We start from the raw sequence: 23,884 nt of genomic DNA on the forward strand, positions 1-23,884 counted from the left end.
GCCGATCCTTTACCGGACGAGTTTGGTTTGGGAGGACATAGGTGATTTCGTGTTGCCCATGATGACAGTTAGGGCCGTTAGTCACTTTCGCGATGAAGAGATGGGCTTCGAAGCCGTCGTGCTTGCCGATCAGGATCTTGCCCCGGCATGGCAGTTGGAATTCCAGCGTTCGCTGGATCCCGATGAGCAGGATGTGGCCCTAGGCATGGGCTCCTACTGCGTGACCTTGACCAACGGCGCCTGCGCCTATGGGTGCCTTTCGTCTGCCCTCGTCGAGGAGGGCAGACTGCACGTGGTCTTCATGGAGGATGGCGCCCAAAAATTGGGACTTGAATCACCAGAGTTGGAGCTGTCACTTGATCTTGATGCCGATCAAGTACATGAATTGGTGAGGGGGCTCCAGTCCGTTTTTGGCCGAGACAGCAATCCGCCGGTGCTTAATTGACGACTGGATCCCTTCAGAGCGGCCATAAGCCGATCGGCTTACTGACGTAGGTCCACCGGATTATGGAGTTGGCTTTGACCCAGTGGGAATCTGGGGACCCCGGCCAGACAGGCAGCCCTTCTAACCGGATTCAACCTATCCATGCTCTCGAAATGGCCAGGGTCTTTTACTCTGGCACATCGGGAAGAGTGTTCATCGCTCGTGCTAGATCACCCTGCAGTCGGCGCACCTCCTGCCGATGAAAGCCGACACGAGTATGAAACTCATTTTCGTCGAGAGCTTCCGATGTCTCACGCAGAGACGACCAAAAAATTTCAAGCTCATCTACGGACAGCGTCAGCCTGACTTCCGCGACAGGTACCTCAGGATCAAATTCCAGCTGCATAGTTCACTTCCAAAACTTCGGCTACGAAGACGTGAAGTAATCCTAGCCATCCCATTGCTACCGAGCTTCAGCCAGGGAGGCGGAGGAAGGTAAGTCATGGGCGTTCGGTGAAGGATCCCTGACCGGACGCGAATCCCGAACGGGAGATTCAGCCGTCCGGGTCAGCTTCCCTCAAACATTCAACAACGACTCATCAAACCAGACATCTTCGTAGCCAGGTGCCAAGAGGAATCGCCAACCCGCGGGCAAAGCGAGATAGGGAACGACTTCAGGACACCGTGTCGTCAGATGCTCGACGTGCAACGGAACAAAGAAGTCATCCGCCGTTCCGAGGTCTTCACCGCGCCAGATGAACCAGCCACTGGTCCCAGCCGCGGCTGGATGCCGCAGACCGTTGAGTGGATAAACATGCGGCGACCGAACATTTTTGGAGACTCCCACCTTTACGCCCTGCAACGGTGGTGTAGGGACAGCCCCGAACCTGGCGGTCAGCTGCATCTGGGCGGAGAGGATCGAATCGTGCATACGTAGCATCTTCGCTTAAGAAGGCGCACATAACCCTGTCCGTTGAAGGATCCTCTACTTGGCCGGTGGAGAGCTGGACGCTTTGGGGACAGGAAATAGGGCACACTGCTCTCATGGCAACTCAGTACTACCGGAGGCCGTGGAACGAGTCCCGAGGCGACCAGTATTCCTCTTGGGGTCCCGCCACTTATTACTTCGAAGTCGGTAACGACGCGGCCGACCCGCCAGATCGAGATTTACGATTCTGACCCGACTCTTCGTTATGAACCTGAACATGAAGAGGACGAATTTGGTCTTTTGGCTCAGGAGCCGCTGGCTCCGCTAGACGAATGGCAGCCATGGGCCATTACCGAGGCAGAATTCGAACAGGCGTGGCATGACCTGCCCTAGTTCACTGTGCCCGGTGAAGGATCCTTTACCGGACAATTGCACATGGCTCTGGGGGCCCTATTCGCTGGCCTCGAGTCGAGCCCGGACCTCAAGCGGCTGAATGTCATAGCCCGTTGCGCGAACGCCAGACCAGTTAAGTCCCACGAGAATGCCATCTCGTTCGAATCCATCAATCCACCGCGTGCGCCACACGGTAAGGGGGATTGCCTCTACTTCGAAGGCTCGATACGCCGGAATGCTGCTGGTCACTTTCTCAGCGCTGCTTCGGAGCGACCAGAACGGCATGCTGCGTTCGCCATCTCCATTGGGGGGTGCAGGGAAACCACCTGAATCGCGGATTCCCCACACTTGCTGGTGCAGGATGACCTCTTGATAAAAGCGGCTCGCCTGGGCCGCGCTGATACTCACACGCACAGCCTAAATCACGGCCCTGAACCGGGTCCGAAAAAGATTCCCCCAAACACAAGAGCAGGCGCAAGTATCCCGTTGAGGGACAGCCAACTTGTCTGACGGCATTGTGACCCACGCATCCCGCTAGGGATCCCTCACCGGGACACCAGATGTGAAGGTCTACCCGGCCGTTTGGCACGAGTCGGGCGGAGCTCTGCGACCGGAAGCGGACTGTCTCCCGTGCTGTCCAGGACGTGAAGATTTATTTGGTAAACATGGAACCAAATGCGATGACCGGACACTATGGGATATGACTGGGGAATCGGATATCTCAGATGAGGTGTTGTGGCGCCGCGTCGTGGCTGGTGACGGTGACGCATTCGGCGTCATTTTCGACAGACACCACGACAGGATCCGGCGCTACGCCCTGAGAGTGCTGAGCCTGCCTCATGTCGCGGACGATGTCGCGGCTATGGTTTTTTACGAGGCATGGCGGAAACGCTACCAAGTCAGGATCACCGGCGACTCAATCCTGCCTTGGCTTTTGGTAACTGCGAACAACACAGTACGTAACCACGTCCGTCAACAGCGCCGTTACAGGCATTTCCTCAGTCAGCTTCCCACTCCAGAGTCTGCCCCGGACATCGCCGAGAGCATTGCCGAAGCAGACGACGTCAGGTTCTGGTCTTCGGCCCTTCGGGAAGCCTTCGGCCAACTCAAGCGGCCAGAACGCGACGTTCTGACATTGTGCGTGATTGAGCGCATCGGAATCCGTGAGGCAGCTATTGCTTTGGATGTGGCCGAGGGAACCGTGAAATCACGACTTCATAGAGCAAAGACCCGGCTTGGAAACCTGTTCAGCGAGACGGTGTGCGAACTTGAACAGCCCGATGCCCAAAAGACTCTTGGACGGAGTCCATCATCATGAGTACATCGAAATTTCAGACCATTCGGCGTGAGGCACTGCGCAAGCAACTCGTAGAGCTTCCTACAGTCGCGGAGACTGAAGCCGCCGCCAGGTTCAGACTTCCGGGGAAAGTTATTCAACGTCGATCGAAGGCGGCTGCGGCGTGGAACCGATACCGAGTGTGGTTGGCTGCCGCCGTCGTCGGTGCTGCGACCGTAGCGGGCACCATGGCACTAACACCAACACCGGAGGACAGGTTTGAAGACGCGTCGAGGATCATCTCATCGCTGACCAACCCCCAGCAGGATGCCGACAAAGTACCTCCAGGCGCACTCTCTAACCCTGAAAGTTTGGGCATTGACGCCTCGCAGACCCGGCTGCTGGGGCACAGCGATTCCTACACGTACTACGGTGCACCTGCGACCGAAGCCGACTCGATGCCCGGGACTCCTTCCGGCAAGAGGATCTGCATTATTTCCGTTCCGGTCAAAGGGCAGCGCGCTTCCATCGGATGCACTCTTCTAAAAGGCTTCGAGGGCGCTGGGCTCAAGTTTGAGAGCCCCGACCGGGCGGAAGCCGCTTGGCTTCTGGTTCCTGCCGGCATACAAGAGGCCCTGACCTCGGTCGCGTCTGAGAATGGCTGGGCCCAACAAGCCCCGAATTTCCTGGTGCGGAATAGCCGCTGATGTGGTTGAGGCACCGGCATACGAGCGAATGCAGCTATCCGTCGATTCCGGGCAGTGCTGGTGCTGTGATCTCGCGCCCGGTGCGGCGAAGATCGCAGACCGACCGGACCACATTGCAACCAGAGAGGAAGCCCGCCATTGGGAGACGACCCCATCAAAACTGACATGCTGGTGTTGTTTCCCCCGGCGGTGTACAGCAGTCAGGTGCCCGGAGAGGGATCCCTCAGCGGACACTTAAGTCCTCCGTTTGGGCTTTCGGGTGCCGAGCGGGCCTCCGCTTGCGCCTTAGGATCGCGGCGAAGACGATGTGAAGCCATTTTATTGTGGGAAGCAATAGGGCTAGAGCTCCCGGGGGCTCTAACTGCATCGCGTGACGCGTTGTTTCAGCGCTTATCGTCAGGCGAAAGAACTTCAATACTGCGGTTGGTGCCCAAATGTATTGTCACAACGACGCCACTTGACCAGTCCGCCATTCCGGCCTCGACTTCGGATTTCAGCGCGCTGAGGCGTTCATCGTCGGGCGCATACTCTTTGTTCGTCGAGAATTCGATTCGGCACCAAGGCATCATCCCGCCGTCGCCCCAAGTGCTGTTTATGGATGGCGCGGACCCGATGGACTTCTCGATGACCGGAGAGAGCTCGTTCGCAAGACCGTCGCAGTCGTCGGACGCGAAGTAGTCGCCCACGCAGCCAGCTAGCAGTGGGGTCAGCAACAGAAGCAGCCCACCTCTCGCGAACGCGCGTTTCATGCTCTGACCATAACAGTCACGGCAGATGCCGCCTCATGACGTGCCCGTTAGCCGACCGGCTTGTGGGACGCGGGCCGATCGCGAAGTAGCGCGAGAACGACGACATCGAGCGGAGTTGTCCACAGCTGACCTGGCCGATAGTCCGGCCAAAGCATCAGTTCTATCGCTTCACTACCGACTTACGAATGTGCGCGGTTGTATTTCAATTTCGAAAGCTCGAATCACAGATCCGAACTCACAGATGCGCGTCGTAAGTTGATAACTGCTACTGAGCTTTTACGGCCCGGTCCAAGTCGCGCTGGCTCATCCCGAACAGCACGTTCGGGGCGTCGTACTCGTAGGGATAACCGACGATGAGTGCCGCGGCGATCAGATCACCATTGGTGATGTACTCACCTCGCGATCGCTCGATAAGACCCTTGACTCTGTAGCTGTCCTGCGTCGGTGTCTGGATTAATGAGACGTTCTCCTCCAGCCACTCGACGAGCTGCTTCACGATATGTTCGTTGCGCAGAAGAACATCGCGTCCCGCTGCGATCTCCGTGTTCCGCTGCGCTGGGGTCTTTTTGTGGGCGTCAAATGCGCCGATCCCAAAGTTGTTGAGCTGCGGGTGTTGTTCCATCACATCGGCCAGAGTCGGCGCTGATCCATCGTTGTGTGCCATAGCACCATTCTGCCCCAGGCTTTTGCTTACTCGGGTCGACACCATTGAACTGACTGCTCCCTGTGCGACCGGGGCGCCCACGTCACATCTCCAAGTACGCAACATAGGCTAAGTACCAACCTGCCCAAGATGCGTATACCCGGTAAGTGCGTGTCCTGCCCGTAGTTTGGTGAGGGTGGTTGCCTGTTCGAGCCAGGCCAGGTCCGGGAGGACCACCGCTCTACGGGAGCGATCGGGGACTCCGCCCAGCTCCTGCCAAACGACAAGGTAGACCGTGTTGATCTGATGCGCGTTGGAGGATCCCTCAGCGGGCGCTACTTCCGTGCGTCGCTAGGACCTCTGCGTGAGGGAGATCCAGATGCCAATGGCACCGGCCACGACCATGATGAGCGTGATTGACCAGCCCAAGACGGTGGCAAGTTTCCCATTGCGAAACTTGCCCATGATGTCTTTGTCCCTGGCAATGAGCATGGTGACAACGAGGAACGGGGCCGCGGCGACGCCGTTGATCATGGCAGTGAAGATGAGCAATCCGATGGGGTCTGAGGCGAAGAAACTAATGAGGACGCCGCCGAGGGTTCCGGCGCCGAGCAGCAGGTAGTACGTGCGTGCACGGCTGGGGCGTCGATCGAAGCCCCAGTCTTTTCCGAGGAGGCCAGCCAGCCCGGCGGAGCCTGAAGCGACCAGGATGGGTACCGCCAGGATGCCCGAACCGATGAAACCGGCGGCGAAGAGGTACTTTGCTGCCGGCCCAACGATGGGTTCCAGCGCTTTGGCAGCATCGGCCGCAGTCTTGACGTCCGTGCCGTTCTTGCCCAGTGTCGCGGCGGTGGCGGCCATGATCGCGAACATGATGAGGGCCGAGAAAAACATGCCAACGAACACGTCGGCCCGGGCGTTCCGGAGCTTGTGCTCGGCGGCAGCCGCTGTCCGCTCCTGCAACCCTGCGGCCTTCTTGCCTCCGAAGTCTTCATCTCGGAGCTCTTCGACCCGATGCGCGCTTTGCCAGAAAAACAGATATGGGGAAATGGTCGTCCCCAGCACAGCGACGACCAGGCCCAGGTAGTCAAGGCTGAACTGGAAGTGAAGACCGAGCATTCCCGCCGCTACATCACCCCAGTCCGCTTTGGCCACGAAAAGTACGGCCACATAGGCCAGCAACGCCAGACAGAGCCATTTGAAGATTTTGGAAATGACGGTGAAACCTCCGGCGATCAAGGTGACGGCGATGCCGATACCAGCGACAGCGCTCCAGAGATGATCCGGTCCGGCTCCCACCAATTCCATGCCCTGCCCGATGGCCATCAGGTCCGCGGCCGCGTTAAGCATGTTTGCGGCCAGAAGTGCCACGATCAGGATCCCGATCACAATCCGGGGCTTGCGGGAGAACTTCCGGCGGGCCAGCCTGCCCAGGCTTTCGCCGGTTGCCAAGGCAGTGCGATCGCAGATCTCCTGCACAGCCATCATCATGGGCAAAGTGAGCGGCACGGTCCACAGCAAGCCGTTGGAGTATGCGGCTCCTGACTGGGCGTATGTCGCTATTCCCGAGGGATCATCATCAGCAGCGCCGGTTACCACGCCCGGACCAAGTAAGCCGAGAAACCGTCGGATCTTTGACTGCTGCCCCCCGAAAGAAGCCGGGTCCTCGCTGGAACGATACTCTGACGGTCCGCCTGGAGCAGTCTTGGTAGGTTTCGGTTCAGTCGCTTCCTCGGCACTCATCCCAACCTGCTCTCTGTCGTATTGAAAGCTAAGCAAGCTTACCATCTGCCGGTTGTGCCAAAAAGCTTTGCGCCAAGGCAAAGGTGTCGAGGCGCATTATCGGCGGTCCCTGTATGGCTGACTTGCAGAGGACGACGCCGGTAAATGCTGATGGCAGAGGCATCAGCTCTGTCGTATGCCCGTAAGCCGATCCTCTAAAGGACTCGCACTACGGCCGGTAAGGGACCGCTTACGGGCGGCGCTGATGCCGCTCGTATTCGGAACTAGGGTAGAGGTGTGAATCGCACCGACCGGCTCTACGCACTCGTCGAAGAGCTGCGGGCTGTTGCACCACGTCCGAGGAGTTCCAAATGGTTGGCCGGGAAGTTCGATGTCAGCTCCCGGACCATCGAGCGGGACTTGTCGGCTTTGCAGCAAAGCGGAGTCCCCATCTGGGCAGAACCTGGCCGCACCGGAGGCTACTGCCTTGATCCGGCGCACACCCTGGCTCCCCTCGGGTTCACTGTTGACGAGGCACTCGCCGTGATGATCTCTCTGGGCACGCTGGTCACCAGCCCCTTCCGCGATGCCGCGACGTCGGCACTTCGCAAGGTTGTCGCCGTCACGGGCGATCGCAACCTGAGAGAGACAACGGACCTCGCTACCCGCATCTACCTGCTCGGCGAGCAAAGGCCGAATGAGGCGCCGCACGAGCTGGCCGACGCACTGCAAACCGGCCAGGTTTTGCAGATCGCCTACACCGACCGTAACGGGATCGCGACCTTACGTAACGTCGAACCCATGGGATTCGTCGGCAAGGGCAACGACTGGTACCTGATCGCCTGGTGCCGCCTCCGTGACAGCCTTCGGGCGTTCCGGGGCGACCGCATCACCGACGCCAAGCCCTTGGGCGAGCGAGCACCGCGCCGCCCGCTCCGCCTAGAAGACCTCGGCATCGTCCACGGAGAGTTACGGACGGTCGGCATGGGCGAGAAATCGCCTTAAACACCGACAGGACGTTGTCGCGCGGCCAGCCCACGATGGACACGTGAAGCCGGACGGCCCGGCTGGAAGGTAGACCATGAACCTCGCATCGATCCGCATCATCACTCACGACATCGACCGGCTCGCCCGCTTCTACGAGGCAGTCACGGGAACAGTACCCGTACGGCCCGCACCTGTCTTCGCCGAGTTCCGGACGGCCACGGGAACCCTCGCAATCGCAAACACAACAACCGTCGCGATGCTCGGCGACCAAGCCCCAAAGCCCAGTAGCAACCACTCGATCATCATCGAGTACCTCGTCACGGACGTCGACGCGGAGTTCGCTCGACTGCAAGACATGCTCGAGGACATCGTGCTCGAACCAACCACCATGCCGTGGGGCAACAGGTCCACCTTGTTCCGCGATCCAGATGGCAACCTCGTGAACCTCTTCTCCCGGCCGACCCTCTGAAAACCGATCTGCGACATGCTCCCACGTAGGTGCGGGAAGGTGCTGGCGTTTTAACGGTCGATTGCGGCTAACCCTCAACGCGCCCGCTGAGGGATCCCTTTACGGACGCGTTTGCTGACTCACGGGTATCCAGGGCCGGCTTTGGGCCGGCCCTCTAGGAACGGCACGCATTCGCCAGGGACAGGCTCAACCCATTTTCGAAACCAATTACCACGTCCTGGGCCGACCAGCGATTAGGACTTTAGGACATTGACCTGACAGAAAAGTCTTGGTTTCGGTTGTTCCGAGGAGGTCACTAGACTGACTTGGCCCAGCATATGTGCAGATAAGCACATGCTTTGGGCTCTTTTTCGAAGCCGAATTGGGGACCCATATCTTGACCGCAGCTCCTAAAATCACTGTTGTTGTACCGACCTACAACGAGCGGGATAACCTGCCTCTTCTCACTGCTCAGCTCGCATCGCTGGGGATCGAGAATCTTCACGTCCTGGTTGTTGACGATAATTCTCCTGATGGGACCGGCGAGCTCGCAGATCGGTTGGCCGGAGACTCCGGTGGGATGATCTCCGTTCTACACCGGAAAGAGAAGGATGGACTCGGTCGTGCTTACGTGGCTGGAATGGCCCGCGCGTTGGCTGAGGAAGCAGACATTGTTATCCAAATGGATGCGGATCTATCTCACCCTTTCTCCGTGATCCCGACGATGATTGACCGGATCAGGACAGGTGCTGCGCTGGTTATCGGCTCACGCTATGTAGCCGGCGGCTCCACGGCGACGGAATGGCCCTGGCACCGCAAAGCGCTCTCGGCCTGGGCGAATTTCTACGTGGGTATGATCTTGGGGTTGAAGGTGAAAGACGCCACGGCTGGCTTCAAAGCTTGGACTGCCTCTTCCCTCGTTCAGATTGATGTGTCATCGGTCAGGAGTGACGGCTATTCCTTCCAGGTCGAGATGAACTACCGTGCCGCTCAGCGAGGCCTGAAAATCGCTGAGGTACCCATTCACTTTGAAGAACGCGTGGAAGGGGCGTCCAAGATGAATCTCCGTGAACAGATCGAGTCTGCCCTCACACCCTGGAAACTACGATTTCAAAAAGAGTCGTTTCCACTGCCGGTTCCGTCCGGCGGCGAAGCCCAACTCGAGGGGCTTCCCCGGCCCTCCTCCCGCGGCGGCTCTTAGCCGGGACAGAGTGGACTTTTCCGCTCTCAGCCGCTGGCCGGTGGCCCACCGACAGGTCTAGCTGAATGAATGGAACAACTCCCGGGTCGCTTGAGCGGGAAAAACTTGCGTCCCCATGCGGCTATCTCGCTTGATCGCGAAGACGAGAACTGGATGTTTCTCTACGCCCAAACAGGAACCACAGAACCGAGCCAAGTACCGGTACCGCAAGAACGATGAGGGCCCAAACGACAGTACCGCCAGTGGTATGAGTCCTATTGCGCGCAATGCTCACGAGCGACGCAATGAACAGGATTGCGTTCAGGAGCAACAAGAATCCCATGATGCCCCAGTTCGGCACCAGTGGATTTACGTCCGATGTAGAGAGCGCCAGTATCATTTTTTCCCCAAGATAGTGCGGCTACTGATGCTCAACCATATCGCCAGCTCTTGGCACCACCTGGAAATAACAACAGCGCAACAGCCATGGCGCCCGGCAGCCCTAAGCTCCTCGCCAGCGTCTGTAAGTGGTCTCCTCAAGCGAGCTCTGGAAGCGTCCGCAAGCCGGTCGATCACCGTGCCCAAGAAGCGCGCCGCCACGTCCCGTTTAGTTACTGGCCCAGACCATGTAGGTAAGACCCGCACGATGAAATGCACGATGATGGGGGGATTACTGCAACCTTGTTTGCTATGGCTGGAATGAGAATCGGCTATGCCCGGGGCTCGACAAACCACCAGGACCTGACCGCCCAATGAAACGCTCTCCTGGCCCTTGGTTTGAACAGAAGCAGATCTTCGTCGATCACGGACTGGCGGGAGCGAACCGCGTCCGCCCAGGCCTCCGTGAAGCGATGGCGGCATGCCGGGCCGGCGACCCGCTCGTGGTGACCAAGCTCGACCGACTGGCCCGGTCCCTTTCCATGCCCGGGACATAGCCGATGAGCTGACGGAAAAGGGGTAGTCCTCAGTCTCGGCGGCAGCACCCACGACCCGATTGCCCCGGTAGGCCGGCTGCTGTTCAACGTCATGGGAATGGTGGCCGAGTTTGAGGCGGATCTGATATGGATGCGCACCCGCGAGGGCATGGCGGTCGCTAAAGCGAAGGGACGCCTGAAGGGTAAGCAGCCAAAATTATCCAAGACGCACCGCAAGCATCTTCTGACGCTTCACGACGCCGGGGAGCACATCCAGCCTGAATTGGCGGAGCTATCCCGGACCACGGTGTACCGCGAGCTCCAAAGGCGCGCCATGTGAAGATCGACGCGTTGATCGACCTCCTTGCGGGCTGCGCCATGCGACAAATAGCGCCGTGAAAAAGCCGGCATGTACAGCCAAAAGTCAGAGCCTCCGCCGTCGAAATCGTGACGCGAAAACAGATAACAATCTGGCTGCAGGCGTGAAACCGGCCCTCATTGAGCGAAACGTGAAGCAGTTATTGTGGTAGTTTCCTCTTGAATGTGACCCATGCCATACAAGGGCGGTGTTCACGTGGAGGGGTCTTGGGGGGCCATCACCCCTCATGCCAATTCGTAGCTGACGCCGGCCACAGCCGGGAACCGCGGAAGGACGAGCATTGATCTATGCCACGATCCAGGGCAGCCGCCCGACATGCTGAAATATCTGACGAAGCGGTCGGGCATCTACCTGATCATGATCTTCCTGACCACGAGCGCGGGCTATTTCCTGGCAGTATCAACGCTCAAACCCGCGGTCCTGGAACAGGAGAAGATCCCGCGGCCAACCCCGGAACAAGTAGCCGCCTCCTTCCGTGGACTGGGCCTGGACCCCGACGCCAACCCATGGGAACGCTATGTCGGCTGGCTCGGCGGAATCGTCACCCGCTGGGACTGGGGCCGCAGCCCGAACGGGGCATTCGTCAACGCCGAATTCGCTGACCGGGTACTCGTTTCCACGCGGCTGTTTATCGCCTCGATCATCCTGACGCTGATCATCGGCGTCGCTCTGGGCGTCTATTCAGCAGCCCGGCAATACAAGTACCAGGACCGCGTCATCACGTCCTACAGCTACCTGGTGCACATCCTTCCGGCACCGATCGCCTACTTCCTGGTCCAGTTGGGCGCCATCAGCGTCAACGAAACCGTAGGCCAGCGCATCTTTTTCGTCACCGGCATCTCGACGCCGGGGATCGACCCGGGGTGGCCGGCTTTCGTTGACCTCGTGGCCCACTACGCCGTGCCCACCTTCGCGATGACCATCTTCGGTTGGGCGGGTTACCAGATCGCCCAGCGGCAGTATCTCCTGGACAACGTGAATGCTGACTTCGTCCGCACCGCCAGGGCAAAAGGGCTTACCCGCAACCAAGCCATCCGCAGGCACGCCCTGCGGGTGTCCTTCATTCCCGTGGCGCAGAGCATTGCCTTCACCATTCCCGCGATCTTTACCGGCGGCTTCTTTGCGGAGGCGATCTTCGCCTGGCCCGGCATCGGACTGTGGAGTATCCAGTCGATCGGTCTTCAGGACGTCAACGTCGCCACGGCAACGTTGGCCTACGGCTCGGTGATCTTCGCAATCGGCGCCATCCTTGCCGACTTCGCGACGACGCTGGTCGATCCGCGAGTGAGGGTCCAGTAATGACGAACATCATTGATCCCATTGCGGAAATCGACGAGTCAAGGGTTGCCGACCAGGACGTCGTCATTGGGAAGTCCCGCATTATCTTCCGGCGCTTCATGCGGAACCGTACCGCCGTCGCCGGTTTGTTCATCTTCCTGGCGCTGTTCCTCTTCTCCCTGTTCGGCGGGTTCCTTACCCCATGGGACAAGGACACGATTGATCCCCTCAACATTGGCATGGGACCATCACCGGATCACTTCCTGGGTACGACGCAGGCCGGCATCGACCTTATGGCGCTCATCGTTGAGGGCACACGGATCTCGATCTTCATCGGGCTGATCGTGGGCGGCGTATCTGTGCTGATTTCCGCCGTCTATGGCTGCACCATGGCGTTCTTCGGCGGCAAAGTGGACGCCGTGATGTTGTTCATCCTTGAAGCCCTCATCATGATGCCGGCCATTCTGGTGGTCGCAGTGGCCACCAGCGGGGGCGGCGGACTCAAGGACCTCCCCAGCTGGCTCCTGCTGATCATCGTGCTGCTGTTCTTCAGCTGGATGGGCACCGCCCGCCTGGTGCGCTCATTGTCGATGTCCCTCATGCAGCGGGACTACGTCAAAGCCGCCAAGTACATGGGTGTTCCCTCCCGCAAGATCGTATGGCGTCACCTCGTCCCCAACATCGGCTCACTCTTGGTCCTCGATTTCACCCGCGGTATTACCGGTGCCGTCCTCGCCGAAGTGGCGTTCTCCTTCATCGGCATCGGCATCAAGCTCCCCGATGTCAGCCTGGGCGTCCTCATCGGCCAGGCCACCGGCCAGGTGTCCTCGTTCCCGTGGATGTTCTGGGTACCGCTGACCGTCATGTTCCTCCTGACCGGTTCGCTGGCCATGATGAACGACGGCCTCCGCGACGCCTTCGACCCCAGCTCCAGTTCCATCGGCCGCGCGAAGACCAAGACCGCAAAGAAGACCAGCAAATGAGCACCAACATCTCCCACACGCCCGCAGAGCGACTTCGGGACGCCGGGCTCTACGCCCCTGGCGATGCCGTCCTGAGCGTCCGGGACCTCAACGTCCGCTTCAATTCTGAAAACGGCGTTGTCCACGCCGTGCGCGGTGTGGACTTCGACCTCATGCCCGGAAAAACCTTGGGCATCGTGGGCGAATCGGGCTCCGGAAAGTCCGTGACGTCCATGGCCATCATGGGACTCCTCCCCGAGACCGCGGACATCTCCGGTTCCGTGCGCTACAAGGGCAAGGAACTCCTCGGCCTGAGCGACAAAGCGATGTGCAAGCACCGTGGCAGCGATATCGCCATGGTGTTCCAGGACCCGCTTTCCTCCCTGACCCCCGTTTACACCGTGGGGAACCAGATCATCGAGGCCCTGACCGTCCACAACCCCACCATGAGCAAACAGGCTAAAGAAGCCCGCGCCGTCGAACTTTTGCGAATGGTGGGCATCCCGAGCCCCAAGGACCGGCTGAAGGCATTCCCGCACGAATTCTCCGGCGGCATGCGCCAGCGCGTAATGATCGCCATCGCGATTGCCAACGATCCGCGGGTACTCATCGCAGATGAACCCACGACGGCGTTGGACGTCACCATCCAGGCGCAGGTGTTGGAAGTCCTGCACACAGCGCAAGAGGAGACCGGCGCCGCCGTCGTCATGATCACCCACGACCTCGGCGTCGTAGCGGGCATGGCCGACGACATCATGGTCATGTACGCAGGTAAGCCCGTGGAAACCGGGACGGTGGAGGACATCTATTACAACCCCCGCATGCCGTACACCATGGGTCTCCTCGGCGCCGTCCCGCGCGTTGACACCGCCAACAAGCAGTCGCTGGTTCCGATCGAAGGCACGCCGCCCAACCTGACACTGCCCGTAACCGGCTGCTCGTTCGCTCCGCGCTGCCCGCTCGCCAGCGATGCCTGCCTGCACGGCGAGCCCGAGCTCTTTTCGGTACCCGGTTCCGAAGGTCACAGGGCAGCCTGCATCAAAACGGACCAGCTATCCGGCGAGGCGGACGCCCACCAGATTTTCCAGGCGCCGCCCAAGCCCGTGTCAAAGTTCGACGGCGTTGCCCGCCTTGAGCGCGACAAGGTCCTTGAGCTCAAGGACGTGAAGAAACACTTCCCACTGCTCAAGGGCGCGCTGATCAAGCGCCGGATCGGCACGGTCAAGGCCGTTGACGGGCTGAGTTTCGACATCCGCGAAGGCGAGTGCCTCTCCATCGTGGGCGAGTCCGGTTGCGGGAAGACCACCACGTTGCTGGAAATCATGGAGTTCCACCCGGACCAAGTGGGCGAAGTGGTGATCGGAGGCGTGAGCAACAAGGTTGCCACCGACTCCAAGACCAAGATGGCCATGCGCAAGGAAATGCAGATGGTGTTCCAGGACCCCACGGGTGCACTGGATCCGCGCTTCACGGTGTACGAAGTTCTGGCCGAACCGCTGGAGAACCTGGGCATGCCCAAGGCGGCCGTCCGGAAGCGGATCATGGAGCTCATGCGGCTCGTGGGCCTGCAGGCGGACCACGTCAACCGTTTCCCCAACCAGTTTTCCGGAGGCCAGCGCCAGCGCATCGGCATCGCCCGGGCGCTCGCAGTGAATCCAAAGCTCGTGGTGCTGGATGAACCCGTTTCCGCCTTGGACGTCTCCGTCCAAGCCGGCGTTATCAACCTGCTGGACCAGCTTCGCGCCGAACTTGGCCTGAGCTACCTGATGGTTGCCCACGACCTCTCCGTGGTCCGCCACATCTCGGATCGCGTGGCCGTGATGTACCTGGGCAAGATCGTGGAAACCGGCGATGTGGACGAAGTGTTCGACAATCCGCGGCACCCCTACACCAGGGCCCTGCTATCGGCGATCCCGGTACCGGATCCTCATCTGGAACGCACGCGTGAACGCATCATCCTGCAGGGCGATCTGCCCAGCCCTCTTGATGCGCCAAAGGGTTGCAATTTCGCAACGCGTTGCCCCGTATTCGCCGCACTACCTGCCGCCAAGCAGGAGAAGTGCCTTACTCTGGAGCCGCCACTTGCTTCAGAAGGTCAACAGGAGTTTGCATGCTTCTTCCCGGACGGGGAAATAGATGCCGACATGCTGGTGGTGCATGCCTGACGACAAATGACTCATTGATTGAACCCTGTATTCAATTCGTAAAGATTTCCAGTCGTAAACATGAAGGGCAAACCATGAAGAAGTACACGACGATCGGCGGCGTAGCAGTTGCAGCAGCACTGATGCTGACCGCTTGCGGCGGGGGAACGCCGTCGGGTCCGGCCTCCCAGAAGGCCGAAGAAGCTGGCGGCGACATCAGCAAGCTCATTAGCGTTAATGCCAAGGAAGCCAAAGACCTGGAGCAGGGCGGCACTGTCACCCTTGCCGTGGGCAGCATTGGCCCCGACTTTAACGGCTTCTCCAATGTGGGCAACAGCGCAGACAACTCGGCGCTGATGACCCCGGTTAATACGGCTTCCATCAACAGCGGCGGCATTGGCGGCTGCTGGAAGTTGGACTTCAACGGCAAAGCTGAGCCGAACAAGGACTTCTGCGAAGACGTCAAGAGCGAAGTCAAGGATGGCAAGCAGACCATCACCATCAAGGTCAACGACAAGGCGACCTGGAACGATGGAACGCCGATTGACGTCAAGACCTTCGAGAACACGTGGAAGATGCTGAAGGGCGACGACAAGTCAATCGACATCGTTTCCGCCGGCGCCTACGCTTTCGTGGATTCGGTCAAGGCCGGCGCCAACGACAAAGAAGTCATTGTCACCACCACCCAGCCGGTCTTCCCGCTGGAGAGTCTCTTCTTCGGACTGATCCACCCCGCAATCAACACCCCGGAAATCTTCAACACGGGCTTCGCTGGCAACATGCACCCCGAGTGGATGGCTGGTCCGTTCAAGGTTGAAAACTACGACACCACCGCAAAAACCGTCACCATGGTTCCCAACGACAAGTGGTGGGGACAGAAGCCGGTCCTCGACAAGGTTGTTTGGCGCCAGATGGAGCCCAGCGCTACGATTGCCGCTTTCAAGAATGGTGAAATCGACGCCGCCAATGGTCGTACCCTTGGCCGTTACAAGCAGCTCGAAGGTACCAAAGACGCCGACGTTCGCCGCGGCCAGCGCCTGTTCGCAGGTGGCCTCAACCTGAATGCCAAGCGCCCGGCACTTACTGATGTTGCCGTCCGCAAGGCGATCTTCACCGCAGTGGACCGCAAGGCTATCCGCGATGTCCGCTTCAACGGCCTGAACTGGTCCGAAGAAAGCTCGGGCTCCATGATGCTCATGCCGTTCTCCGAGTACTACCAGGACAACTACCCCGTGAAGGACACCGGCGCTGAGCAGGCCAAGAAGGTCCTTACCGACGCTGGCTATGCCCCGAACGACAAGGGCATCATGGCGAAGGACGGGGTGCCCGTGGCCTTCAAGATCACCAACTTCGGCGACGACCCCACCACGGCCGCAACCTCGCAGACGCTGCAGAAGCAGCTCCAGGCTGCCGGCATGGATGTATCCATCGACCAACGCGGTGACGCCGACTTCGGCAAGGTCATCGGTGGCCGCGAGTTCGACGTAACGATCTCCGGTTACACCGTGGGCGCGGATGCCACGGACGCCGTGAAGCAGTTCTACGATTCGTCGACCAACGAAAACGGCCTGGGCGATGCTGAGCTCGACGCCGAAATCAAGCGTCTTGCGACCATTGCGGATGACACTGAGCGCAACAAGGCCGCCATGGACGTTGAGAAGAAGCACATGGAGAAGTACTTCTCCATGGGCACTGTCCTCAACGGCCCGGAGATCCAGTTTGTGCGCACGGGCCTGGCCAACTACGGCCCGTCCCTGTTCAAGAGCCTGTCCAACGTTCCGGACTGGACCACTCTCGGATGGGAAAAGGGCGCCAAGAAGTAACGCTCTGCTCTGGGTCTAAGAGCAGCTGTAGGTCTAAGAAATAAGAAGGCCGGGAGCTTCCCTGAACTGTTCATTGGTTCGGGGGCGGCTCCCGGCCTTCCCCATGCCATCCCTCTCTCACATCCAACTGCCTTTCCCCGATCGTTCTCTCACGTCCTGCCTCCTTTTCCGGATCCCTCTCTCACATCGGCCTGTACATTTCGTCCCTTATGTACATTAGGTACAACTGGCGCTAGGATAGGCGCATGGGTGCTGCCGACTATTTCGTAAGTGTTGCTGACCTGAGAGTCCATCTCTCAGATACGATCAATCGCGCCGCATACGGGCACGAGAGGATCAACATCACGCGTCGGGGCAAGGTTGCGGCGGTGTTGATAAGCGCCGAGGACCTTGAACGTTTCGAGCGTCTCGAAGACGAAGCGGACGTTAGAGCCCTCAAGGAAGCTAAAGCAGAAGACGACGGTACCCGCGTAGGTCTTGACGAACTCCTGAAGGAGAACGGCATCAACCGTTGAGTTCGTATCGTGTGGAGTTAAGCAGCGGCGCGGCAAAACAGCTACGGAAGCTCGACCTTCCAATTCGGCGAAGATTGCTCCTGGCGATCGCCGATCTGGAAAGCAACCCTCGACCCGACGGGGTGAAGAAACTCAATGGCACATCAAATGCTTGGCGGATTCGAATAGGCGACTACCGGGTGCTCTACGAGATTCACGAAGACGAACTCGTCGTCCTGATCTTCCGCAGCGCGCACTGGCGGGAGGTTTACTGAATTAGCCTTGGGGCATGACTTCCAGGCCGATTCGCACCGCCATCGCAGGTTTTGGGTTATCGGGCAGCGTATTCCATGCGCCCTTCATTGCAAGCAACACTTCGTATGACCTTGCCGTCATTGCCACATCAGACGCCCAAAGGCAGGCAAAGGCGGCTGAACGATACCCGCAGGCCAAGGTAGTCAACACGCCGCAGGACATCCTGGCACTGGCCGATGAACTGGATCTCGTCGTTCTTGGCACACCGCCTGCCACGCACTATCCGCTGGCGAAGGCCGCGCTGGAAGCCGGACTCGACGTCGTCGTCGATAAGCCGTTTGTTGTCCACAGCTCGCAAGGCGAGGAACTGATCCAACTCGCCGCAGAAGCGGGCCGCGTCCTCACTGTCTACCAAAACCGCCGCTGGGACGGAGACGCGCTCACCCTGAAGAAGCTGCTCGACGCCGGGACTCTGGGTACCGTGACCAGATTTGAAGCGGGGATGGAGCGCTGGGCACCGGAGATCGCCAAAGCCTGGAAGGCAAGCGCTACTGCCGAGGATGGCGGTGGGGTCCTCTTCGACCTCGGTGCACACGTGCTGGACCTGGCCGTCCAGTTCTTCGGACCGGCTCACGTCACCTATGCCGAGATCTTGGCACGACGTCCGCAGGAGAAGGCCGACGATGACGTCTTCATCGCACTTCAGCACGAATCCGGCGTCGTCAGCCACGTGACCCTGAACCTCAACAGCCACCTCCACGGACCGCGTTTCCGTGTGCTGGGCACGAAGGGCGGCTTTGTAAAGTTCGGCACCGATCCGCAGGAGCCTTTTGTTCTGGGCGGTGGGCTGCCTACCGATCCTCAGTACGGTGTCGAGCCTGCCAAAAACTACGGGACCCTTGAATCGGACGGGCAGCGCCGAACCATCACCACCGAGCGCGGCGCCTATCCTGAGTTCTATCGCCTCCTGGCCGAAAACATCGACGACGGCGGTGCGGCATCCGCGCGTTCCGCACCTGTGGATCCGGCTGGCTCAGTTGAAGTGCTGAAGCTGATCGAACAGGCACGTGCCGCGGCCAGGAAAAATACTTTGGGGAAGGCGTAACCTCAACCGTGCCCGGAACGATGTAGAGGGAGTGCGGGCCACGTCCGCACGCTGATCATCCGGCAGCGACCAAAACGCTGCCGGGGCAATCCCCACATCGTTTGTCGGAGGCTTTTATGTCCTTGTTCACTGTCCTTGCCACCAGCAAAGTCGCCGCCGGCGTCCTGGCTGCCGGAGCTGTAGCTGCCGGCGGAACCGGTGTCGCTGCCTTCAATGGCGCGCTTCCCACCGAAATCCAGCAGAGCGCCCACGACCTCGTCGGCGCACCCGCTCCCCTCGCCACGAAGGCAGCTGACGCAGCCGAAGCTGGCCAGGCCAAGGCGACTGACGCCGTCGAGACCGCCCATGCGAAGGCAACCGACGCTGCCAAGGCTGGCGAAGACAAGGCAACCGACGCTGTTGACGCTGCGAAGTCCAAGGCTGAAGACACTCTCGCTACAACCCCTGAAGCATTCGGTCTCTGCACCGCCTTCATCCATGGTGGACTCAAGGCTGACACCAAGGTGCCGGGTTTCCAGTCCATCGTGGTGGCCGCAGGCGGCGAAGCCAACGTTGAATCGCACTGCCAGGCCGTAGTCGACGCCGGCAAGGCCGCCGGTCTGAAGGCTGACGGCTCCGCAAACGCAAACGCGAACGCTGACGGTTCGGTTGCCGCCAAGGTGCCTGCCGTTCCGGCTGTCCCGGCCGTTCCGGGAACGGACGGTGCCCCGGCTGTCCCCGCAACACCGGCCGTCCCTGCAGCACCGGCCGCCCCCGCGCTGCCGACGCAGGTGCCCACCGATGTTCCTGCCGCCCCGGGTGCAGGCCTCGATTCGGTCCGCTAAAGACCCAGCGGTTACGGTTTAAGGGTGGGGCTCCTTGGCTTGGACCGAGGAGCCCCACCACTTTACGGACGGCGGAGTACGTAACAGACCGCAGTGGCAATGGATGTCCTGAGCCCGGAAAACAACCGGGGACGGTGCTCCAAAGAGGCCGCTGCGTTGCGCGGGATGGAGGCATCCACGGGTGCTAAACCCACTAGCTGATGAATATGTGCAGACGGACGAGGACGATCCCGCTCTGCTCTTCACCGATGCCTACAACCAGTTTTCAGGGCCGGTTTTCGGTTACCTCCGAGCCCGTGGTGTGGACGATCCCGAAGCCGTCACGCAGGACGTCTTCCTTGCCCTGTATCCGAAGCTGCCGGATCTGGAGGGCGGTCTCCAAGGCGCCAGGACCCTGCTGTTCTCGATCGCCCACGCGCGCATGGTGGACCATTATCGCAAGCGCGAACGGACCCCGGATTCAGCTCCATACGAGGCTGAGCTGGACGCGCGGCGCGCGCCCTCGGCAGAAGACCAGGCATTTGGCCGCGGCAGCCTGGGTGTCACGGAACTTCTGGAGGACCTCGCTGCAGATCATCGCGAGGTCCTGGCATTGAGGGTGGTGGCTGACCTCTCGGTGGAAGAAACGGCGGCCATCATGGGCAAATCCCAAGGGGCAATAAAACAACTGCAGCGCAGGGCATTGAGTGCACTGAGGAAAAGTGCACTACGAAGGAATGGCACACCATGAGTGAACACATCACCCCCGCCGGACGGCGGAGCGGTCACACCGACGGTCATAAAGGCGAGCAGGCCGTGGACCGCCTGTTGGCCGATTCCGGACTCGACGACGCCCTCGACATCCGTGCCGAACTTCTTGAACTGCGCTCCCTCGCCAGCACCCCTCCGACGCCCTCCGCGGCCGTCCGTGCGTTGATGATCAGCGACCCGGCTGCCAGCAGCAGAAGCACGACGGCGGAGGTCACCTCCGCGGTGGCTGACCCAACCCCTGCAGACTCAACCTCTACTGACGAACTCGCGGCCCGCCGTCGTCGTAAGCGCCGTGCTGCGATCGCCGGGTTCGCTGTGGCAGTGTCATTGGCAGGCGGTGCTACGGCTGCAGCCGCTTCCGAGGGCGGCATCCCGGGAGCTTTCCAACACCTCGGCTCCACCATCGGCTCGGTAGTTTCGCAGCTGACGCCCGGATCAGGCAATGGATCAAGGCAGAATCCTGGTTCCCCCTCGGAAGAGGAGCGTGGCCGCACTGTGACTCCGGCGTACCCTTACCCATCCGGTCACAACCCTGCGGGCAACATCACCACCGGGAAAACTACCAACCCCAGTCAGGAGCCTCAAGGCGGCACGAATGGCGCGTCAGGACATCCCAACTCGCCCAAGGCTCCCAATGGGGGAATGCCCGAAACACCGAAGATCCCCGGAAATGGTCAGCCCGGCAACATCAGCATCCCAACCCCCGCGGCACCCATCACGCCTCCCGGCATCGAGGCGCCCAATGTAACCCCGCCAACTCTTCGGCAGTCAGACATCCCCGTGCCGGTTCCCACACATGTTGTCCCTGAGGAATCAGTGGCACCGGGGAACGGCTAGAGCACGGGGTTGCTGCCCAGCACGTGGAAAACCCGCTGTTTCGTCGCTGGGCAGCGACGAAACAGCGGGTTAGCGACTTGTCAACGCCAGGGCAAAGCCTAGGCGGTAACCACGCTGTGCCAGTCGGCCACGAGGGGCAGGTTGTGCGCCTCCGAAACCGAGTGGTGTGCCACGTGGCCTGCAGCGATGTTGAGGCCTGCGGCCAGGGCGGGGTCGCGGTCGAATGCGGCCTTGACGCCCAGGTTGGCCAGTGCCACGGCGTAGCGCAGGGTGACGTTGGTCAGTGCGTACGTGGAGGTGTTGGGAACAGCGCCAGGCATGTTGGCAACGCAGTAGAAGATCGAGTTGTGGACCTTGTACGTCGGTTCCTGGTGGGTGGTGGGGTGTGTGTCCTCGAAGCAGCCGCCCTGGTCCACGGCGATGTCTACCAGGACAGAGCCTGGCTTCATCCGGGACACGAGTTCGTTGGTGACGAGCTTGGGCGCCTTGGCGCCGGGGATCAGGACGGAGCCGATCACGAGATCTGCGTCGACAACTGACTTCTCGATCTCGTAGGCGTTGGATGCCACGGTCTTCAAGCGGCCCTGGTAGAGGGCGTCGAGTTCCCGCAGGCGGTTGATGTTGATGTCCATGATGGTGACATCAGCACCGAGGCCCAGTGCCATGGCGGCGGCGTTGGTTCCCGCAACACCTGCGCCGAGGACAACAACCTTGGCCGGACGGACACCCGGTACGCCGCCAAGGAGGATGCCCTTGCCGCCTGCCGGTGCCATGAGCGAAGAGGCGCCGACCACGACGGACAGGCGCCCTGCGACCTCTGACATCGGGGCGAGCAGCGGAAGGGTGCGTCCTTCCTGGACCGTTTCGTAGGCGATGGCCGTGACACCGGAGTTGATGAGCTCGGCGGTGAGTTCGGGCTCGGCGGCCAGGTGCAGGTACGTGAAGAGGATCAGGCCCTTGCGGAAGCGGTGGTACTCGGCCTTGATGGGTTCCTTGACCTTCATAACCATGTCGGCCCGGCCCCAGACGTCGTCCGCGTCGGCAACGATTTCGGCGCCGGCGATCGAGTACTCCTCGTCCGTGATGCCAGAGCCCAAGCCCGCGCCCCGCTCAACCAGAACGGTATGTCCGTGAGTGCGGAACTCGTGGACACCGGCGGCCGTGATGGCTACGCGGAACTCGTTGTTCTTGATTTCTTTAGGGACGCCGATGATCATTTGCTGGCTCCATCGTTAGCGGCTTTTTCGGCCGGATATTTGCTGCGGGCTGTGATTCCAGAATAAATCCGGCTGTGAGGCAGGCGACATGATCCTCCAGACCAGGGGAGGCGAAATCCCTGTAAATTCAAGGATCTTCTTCCATTGAGCTCGACATTTGTCGAGTGCTCGAGCGTCAGGTGTCGCCTGATGTTGGTACGCTTTCTGGATGCAGCAGGACGTCGAGGAGATCGTTGAACGCGTGGCGCTCAAGCTGGGCAGGGGGCTGTCCCTGGAGGACCTCGACGGCGTCCTCCTCGCCTACAGTTCCAACCAATCCCACGCCGACCGCGTCCGGGTGAACTTCCTCCTGAGCAAACGCGTGCCGAGCGATGTCAGTGCCTGGCAGCTCTCCCATGGCATCTCGACGGCGGTGCGCCCGGTTGTTGTTCCGGCGAACGACGAGCTGGGCATGCTCGGCCGGGTTTGCGTCCCGCTGCTGGTGCGCGGTTTTCGGGTGGGCTACTTATGGGTGCAGCAGGACCTTGAGGAGCAAACCGCGACGGCGATACTCGCCGAATTGCCCGGCGTGCGTGACGAACTGGATCTGTTGGCGGGTTTGTTGCTCGATTCCAACACGGCCGAATCAGAGTTCCGAAGGAGGCGGGAGCAGGAGTTTCTGGCGGCCTGCGCCGGGGAGTCGAACGCAGTGGCAACGGTGGCCGGTTGGAAGGAGATCCAGGGCCGCGGTCCGTGGCAACTGGTGACCGTCCTGGACGCGGATGGTGGCGGAACCGACGTCGACCCCATTGCTGCAACGCTAACCCACCGGACAGCAGCGTTGCAGTCCACGATCGGTGTCAACGCCGCGTTATTCAGCGCCGGGACGGAGACGCATTCCGTTGTCCTGTTCCGGGAATCCGGTGGCCGGGCGGATCACGCCCAGGTCCTGGTGCACTATCAATTGGAGCTCGCCAAGCGGGCGGGCCGCGCGGTGGATCGGGTGATCCTGGGCATCAGCGAGCCGTTCCAAGTCATCCGGCAATTGGCAGGGGCCTACAGGCAATCCAAAGTGGCAGCACAGGCCGCAGCCGTGGATCCGCCCCTCGGGGAACTGGTGGAGAGCCGGGCGGTTGGCGTTTATCAACTCTTCGATCGTCTTCAAGCGCCGGGCGGCTGGGATGACACGGGCTCCGTTCATTTCCGCACCTTGGAAGACGCGGACAAGAACGGCGAACTCCTGCCAGTGCTGGAACTGCTCTACGACAACGACAGCTCCGTGCAGGACGTCGCAGCGAAACTCCACTTGCACAGGAGCAGCATCTACAACCGCCTCGGCCGGATCCGCCAACTCATCGGAGCTGATCCGTTGAGCGGTGGGATCCGGCTCGAGCTGCATGCTGCACTAAAGGCCCAAAGGTGGGCCTCACGTCCCCGGATCTAGGGCGGGACCCGGAAGCTGAATC

Annotated in this window: 25 protein-coding genes and 1 pseudogene; 18 read left to right on the plus strand and 8 right to left on the minus strand. The window is 60.5% G+C overall.

The annotated features are described in order from the left end of the window. Positions 1-100: 100 nt before the first annotated feature. Positions 101-445: an Imm10 family immunity protein gene (locus AB4Y87_RS11330; RefSeq protein ID WP_442004438.1), complete on the plus strand. Its 345-nt coding sequence runs from the start codon at positions 101-103 to the stop codon at positions 443-445. 166 nt (positions 446-611) lie between these two features. Here AB4Y87_RS11330 and AB4Y87_RS11335 read toward each other — a convergent pair whose 3' ends face one another. The 3 genes from AB4Y87_RS11335 to AB4Y87_RS11345 all read right to left on the minus strand — a co-directional run bounded on the left by AB4Y87_RS11335 (position 612) and on the right by AB4Y87_RS11345 (position 2,153). Next, positions 612-830 (minus strand): hypothetical protein, encoded by a 219-nt coding sequence (locus tag AB4Y87_RS11335; RefSeq protein ID WP_442004439.1) that lies wholly within the window; start codon positions 828-830, stop codon positions 612-614. A gap of 171 nt (positions 831-1,001) precedes the next feature. Next, a complete protein-coding gene (locus tag AB4Y87_RS11340) occupies positions 1,002-1,355 on the minus strand; it encodes an immunity protein Imm33 domain-containing protein (RefSeq protein WP_442004440.1) in 354 nt (117 codons plus the stop codon). Positions 1,356-1,802: 447 nt separating this feature from the next. Further along, positions 1,803-2,153: a DUF2750 domain-containing protein gene (locus tag AB4Y87_RS11345; protein ID WP_442004441.1), complete on the minus strand. Its 351-nt coding sequence runs from the start codon at positions 2,151-2,153 to the stop codon at positions 1,803-1,805. A gap of 292 nt (positions 2,154-2,445) precedes the next feature. On the opposite strand from AB4Y87_RS11345, the gene AB4Y87_RS11350 reads away from it, so the two are divergent. Continuing rightward, positions 2,446-3,063, plus strand: a complete 618-nt coding sequence (locus AB4Y87_RS11350; RefSeq protein WP_442004442.1) for an RNA polymerase sigma factor — start codon at positions 2,446-2,448, stop codon at positions 3,061-3,063. Beyond that, the gene (locus AB4Y87_RS11355) at positions 3,060-3,728 is read left to right on the plus strand and encodes a hypothetical protein (RefSeq protein ID WP_442004443.1); all 669 of its coding nucleotides are present in this window, start codon (positions 3,060-3,062) and stop codon (positions 3,726-3,728) included. Before AB4Y87_RS11350 ends, AB4Y87_RS11355 begins: the two co-directional genes overlap by 4 nt. Positions 3,729-4,111: 383 nt before the next feature. Here AB4Y87_RS11355 and AB4Y87_RS11360 read toward each other — a convergent pair whose 3' ends face one another. The 3 genes from AB4Y87_RS11360 to AB4Y87_RS11370 all read right to left on the minus strand — a co-directional run bounded on the left by AB4Y87_RS11360 (position 4,112) and on the right by AB4Y87_RS11370 (position 6,719). After that, positions 4,112-4,477: a hypothetical protein gene (locus AB4Y87_RS11360; RefSeq protein ID WP_442004444.1), complete on the minus strand. Its 366-nt coding sequence runs from the start codon at positions 4,475-4,477 to the stop codon at positions 4,112-4,114. Between the two features lie 265 nt (positions 4,478-4,742). Further along, the gene (locus AB4Y87_RS11365) at positions 4,743-5,141 is read right to left on the minus strand and encodes a hypothetical protein (RefSeq protein ID WP_442004445.1); all 399 of its coding nucleotides are present in this window, start codon (positions 5,139-5,141) and stop codon (positions 4,743-4,745) included. Positions 5,142-5,471: 330 nt separating this feature from the next. Then, on the minus strand, positions 5,472-6,719 hold the full coding sequence (locus tag AB4Y87_RS11370; RefSeq protein WP_442004446.1) for an Nramp family divalent metal transporter: 1,248 nt from the start codon (positions 6,717-6,719) through the stop codon (positions 5,472-5,474). 420 nt (positions 6,720-7,139) lie between these two features. Between AB4Y87_RS11370 and AB4Y87_RS11375 the strand changes: the two genes are divergently transcribed. From AB4Y87_RS11375 to AB4Y87_RS11385, 3 genes are all read left to right on the plus strand, one after another. Beyond that, positions 7,140-7,847: a helix-turn-helix transcriptional regulator gene (locus tag AB4Y87_RS11375; RefSeq protein WP_442004447.1), complete on the plus strand. Its 708-nt coding sequence runs from the start codon at positions 7,140-7,142 to the stop codon at positions 7,845-7,847. A gap of 76 nt (positions 7,848-7,923) precedes the next feature. Then, complete coding sequence (locus AB4Y87_RS11380; RefSeq protein ID WP_442004448.1) at positions 7,924-8,298, plus strand: VOC family protein; 375 nt, start codon at positions 7,924-7,926, stop codon at positions 8,296-8,298. 376 nt (positions 8,299-8,674) lie between these two features. Beyond that, positions 8,675-9,478, plus strand: coding sequence for a polyprenol monophosphomannose synthase (locus tag AB4Y87_RS11385; RefSeq protein ID WP_442004449.1), 804 nt, complete (start codon positions 8,675-8,677; stop codon positions 9,476-9,478). 121 nt (positions 9,479-9,599) lie between these two features. On the opposite strand, the gene AB4Y87_RS11390 is transcribed toward AB4Y87_RS11385, so the two are convergent. Further along, positions 9,600-9,857, minus strand: coding sequence for a PLDc N-terminal domain-containing protein (locus AB4Y87_RS11390; protein ID WP_442004450.1), 258 nt, complete (start codon positions 9,855-9,857; stop codon positions 9,600-9,602). Between the two features lie 290 nt (positions 9,858-10,147). Between AB4Y87_RS11390 and AB4Y87_RS11395 the strand changes: the two are divergent. The 11 genes and pseudogenes from AB4Y87_RS11395 (at position 10,148) to AB4Y87_RS11445 (ending at position 21,222) form a co-directional block, all read left to right on the plus strand. After that, positions 10,148-10,711: pseudogene (locus tag AB4Y87_RS11395) on the plus strand (recombinase family protein). Positions 10,712-11,065: 354 nt separating this feature from the next. Further along, on the plus strand, positions 11,066-12,049 hold the full coding sequence (locus AB4Y87_RS11400) for an ABC transporter permease (protein ID WP_442004451.1): 984 nt from the start codon (positions 11,066-11,068) through the stop codon (positions 12,047-12,049). Further along, positions 12,049-13,011: an ABC transporter permease gene (locus tag AB4Y87_RS11405; RefSeq protein ID WP_442004452.1), complete on the plus strand. Its 963-nt coding sequence runs from the start codon at positions 12,049-12,051 to the stop codon at positions 13,009-13,011. The genes AB4Y87_RS11400 and AB4Y87_RS11405 overlap by 1 nt, the downstream gene beginning before the upstream one ends. Further along, entirely contained in the window at positions 13,008-15,155 is a 2,148-nt protein-coding gene (locus tag AB4Y87_RS11410) for an ABC transporter ATP-binding protein (RefSeq protein WP_442004453.1), read from the plus strand. The genes AB4Y87_RS11405 and AB4Y87_RS11410 overlap by 4 nt, the downstream gene beginning before the upstream one ends. Before the next feature lie 74 nt (positions 15,156-15,229). Further along, entirely contained in the window at positions 15,230-16,957 is a 1,728-nt protein-coding gene (locus AB4Y87_RS11415) for an ABC transporter substrate-binding protein (protein WP_442004454.1), read from the plus strand. A 245-nt stretch (positions 16,958-17,202) separates the two neighbouring features. After that, positions 17,203-17,472 carry a type II toxin-antitoxin system Phd/YefM family antitoxin gene (locus tag AB4Y87_RS11420; protein ID WP_442004455.1) on the plus strand — a complete coding sequence of 90 codons (270 nt, stop codon included), beginning with the start codon at positions 17,203-17,205 and terminating at the stop codon, positions 17,470-17,472. Next, a complete protein-coding gene (locus AB4Y87_RS11425; RefSeq protein WP_442004456.1) occupies positions 17,469-17,726 on the plus strand; it encodes a type II toxin-antitoxin system RelE family toxin in 258 nt (85 codons plus the stop codon). The genes AB4Y87_RS11420 and AB4Y87_RS11425 overlap by 4 nt, the downstream gene beginning before the upstream one ends. 14 nt (positions 17,727-17,740) lie before the next feature. After that, positions 17,741-18,811: a Gfo/Idh/MocA family protein gene (locus AB4Y87_RS11430; RefSeq protein WP_442004457.1), complete on the plus strand. Its 1,071-nt coding sequence runs from the start codon at positions 17,741-17,743 to the stop codon at positions 18,809-18,811. 116 nt (positions 18,812-18,927) lie between these two features. Beyond that, positions 18,928-19,635, plus strand: coding sequence for a hypothetical protein (locus tag AB4Y87_RS11435; protein WP_442004458.1), 708 nt, complete (start codon positions 18,928-18,930; stop codon positions 19,633-19,635). Positions 19,636-19,816: 181 nt separating this feature from the next. Then, a complete protein-coding gene (locus AB4Y87_RS11440; RefSeq protein WP_442004459.1) occupies positions 19,817-20,365 on the plus strand; it encodes an RNA polymerase sigma factor in 549 nt (182 codons plus the stop codon). Further along, entirely contained in the window at positions 20,362-21,222 is an 861-nt protein-coding gene (locus AB4Y87_RS11445; RefSeq protein ID WP_442004460.1) for a hypothetical protein, read from the plus strand. The genes AB4Y87_RS11440 and AB4Y87_RS11445 overlap by 4 nt, the downstream gene beginning before the upstream one ends. A 98-nt stretch (positions 21,223-21,320) precedes the next feature. Here AB4Y87_RS11445 and ald read toward each other — a convergent pair whose 3' ends face one another. Then, positions 21,321-22,439 carry an alanine dehydrogenase gene (ald, locus tag AB4Y87_RS11450; RefSeq protein ID WP_216926266.1) on the minus strand — a complete coding sequence of 373 codons (1,119 nt, stop codon included), beginning with the start codon at positions 22,437-22,439 and terminating at the stop codon, positions 21,321-21,323. Positions 22,440-22,647: 208 nt separating this feature from the next. On the opposite strand from ald, the gene AB4Y87_RS11455 reads away from it, so the two are divergent. Then, positions 22,648-23,862, plus strand: coding sequence for a PucR family transcriptional regulator (locus tag AB4Y87_RS11455; RefSeq protein ID WP_442004461.1), 1,215 nt, complete (start codon positions 22,648-22,650; stop codon positions 23,860-23,862). Positions 23,863-23,884 lie beyond the last annotated feature (22 nt).

The sequence above is a fragment of the Paenarthrobacter sp. RAF54_2 genome (genome assembly GCF_052113945.1).
GTDB lineage: Bacteria > Actinomycetota > Actinomycetes > Actinomycetales > Micrococcaceae > Arthrobacter.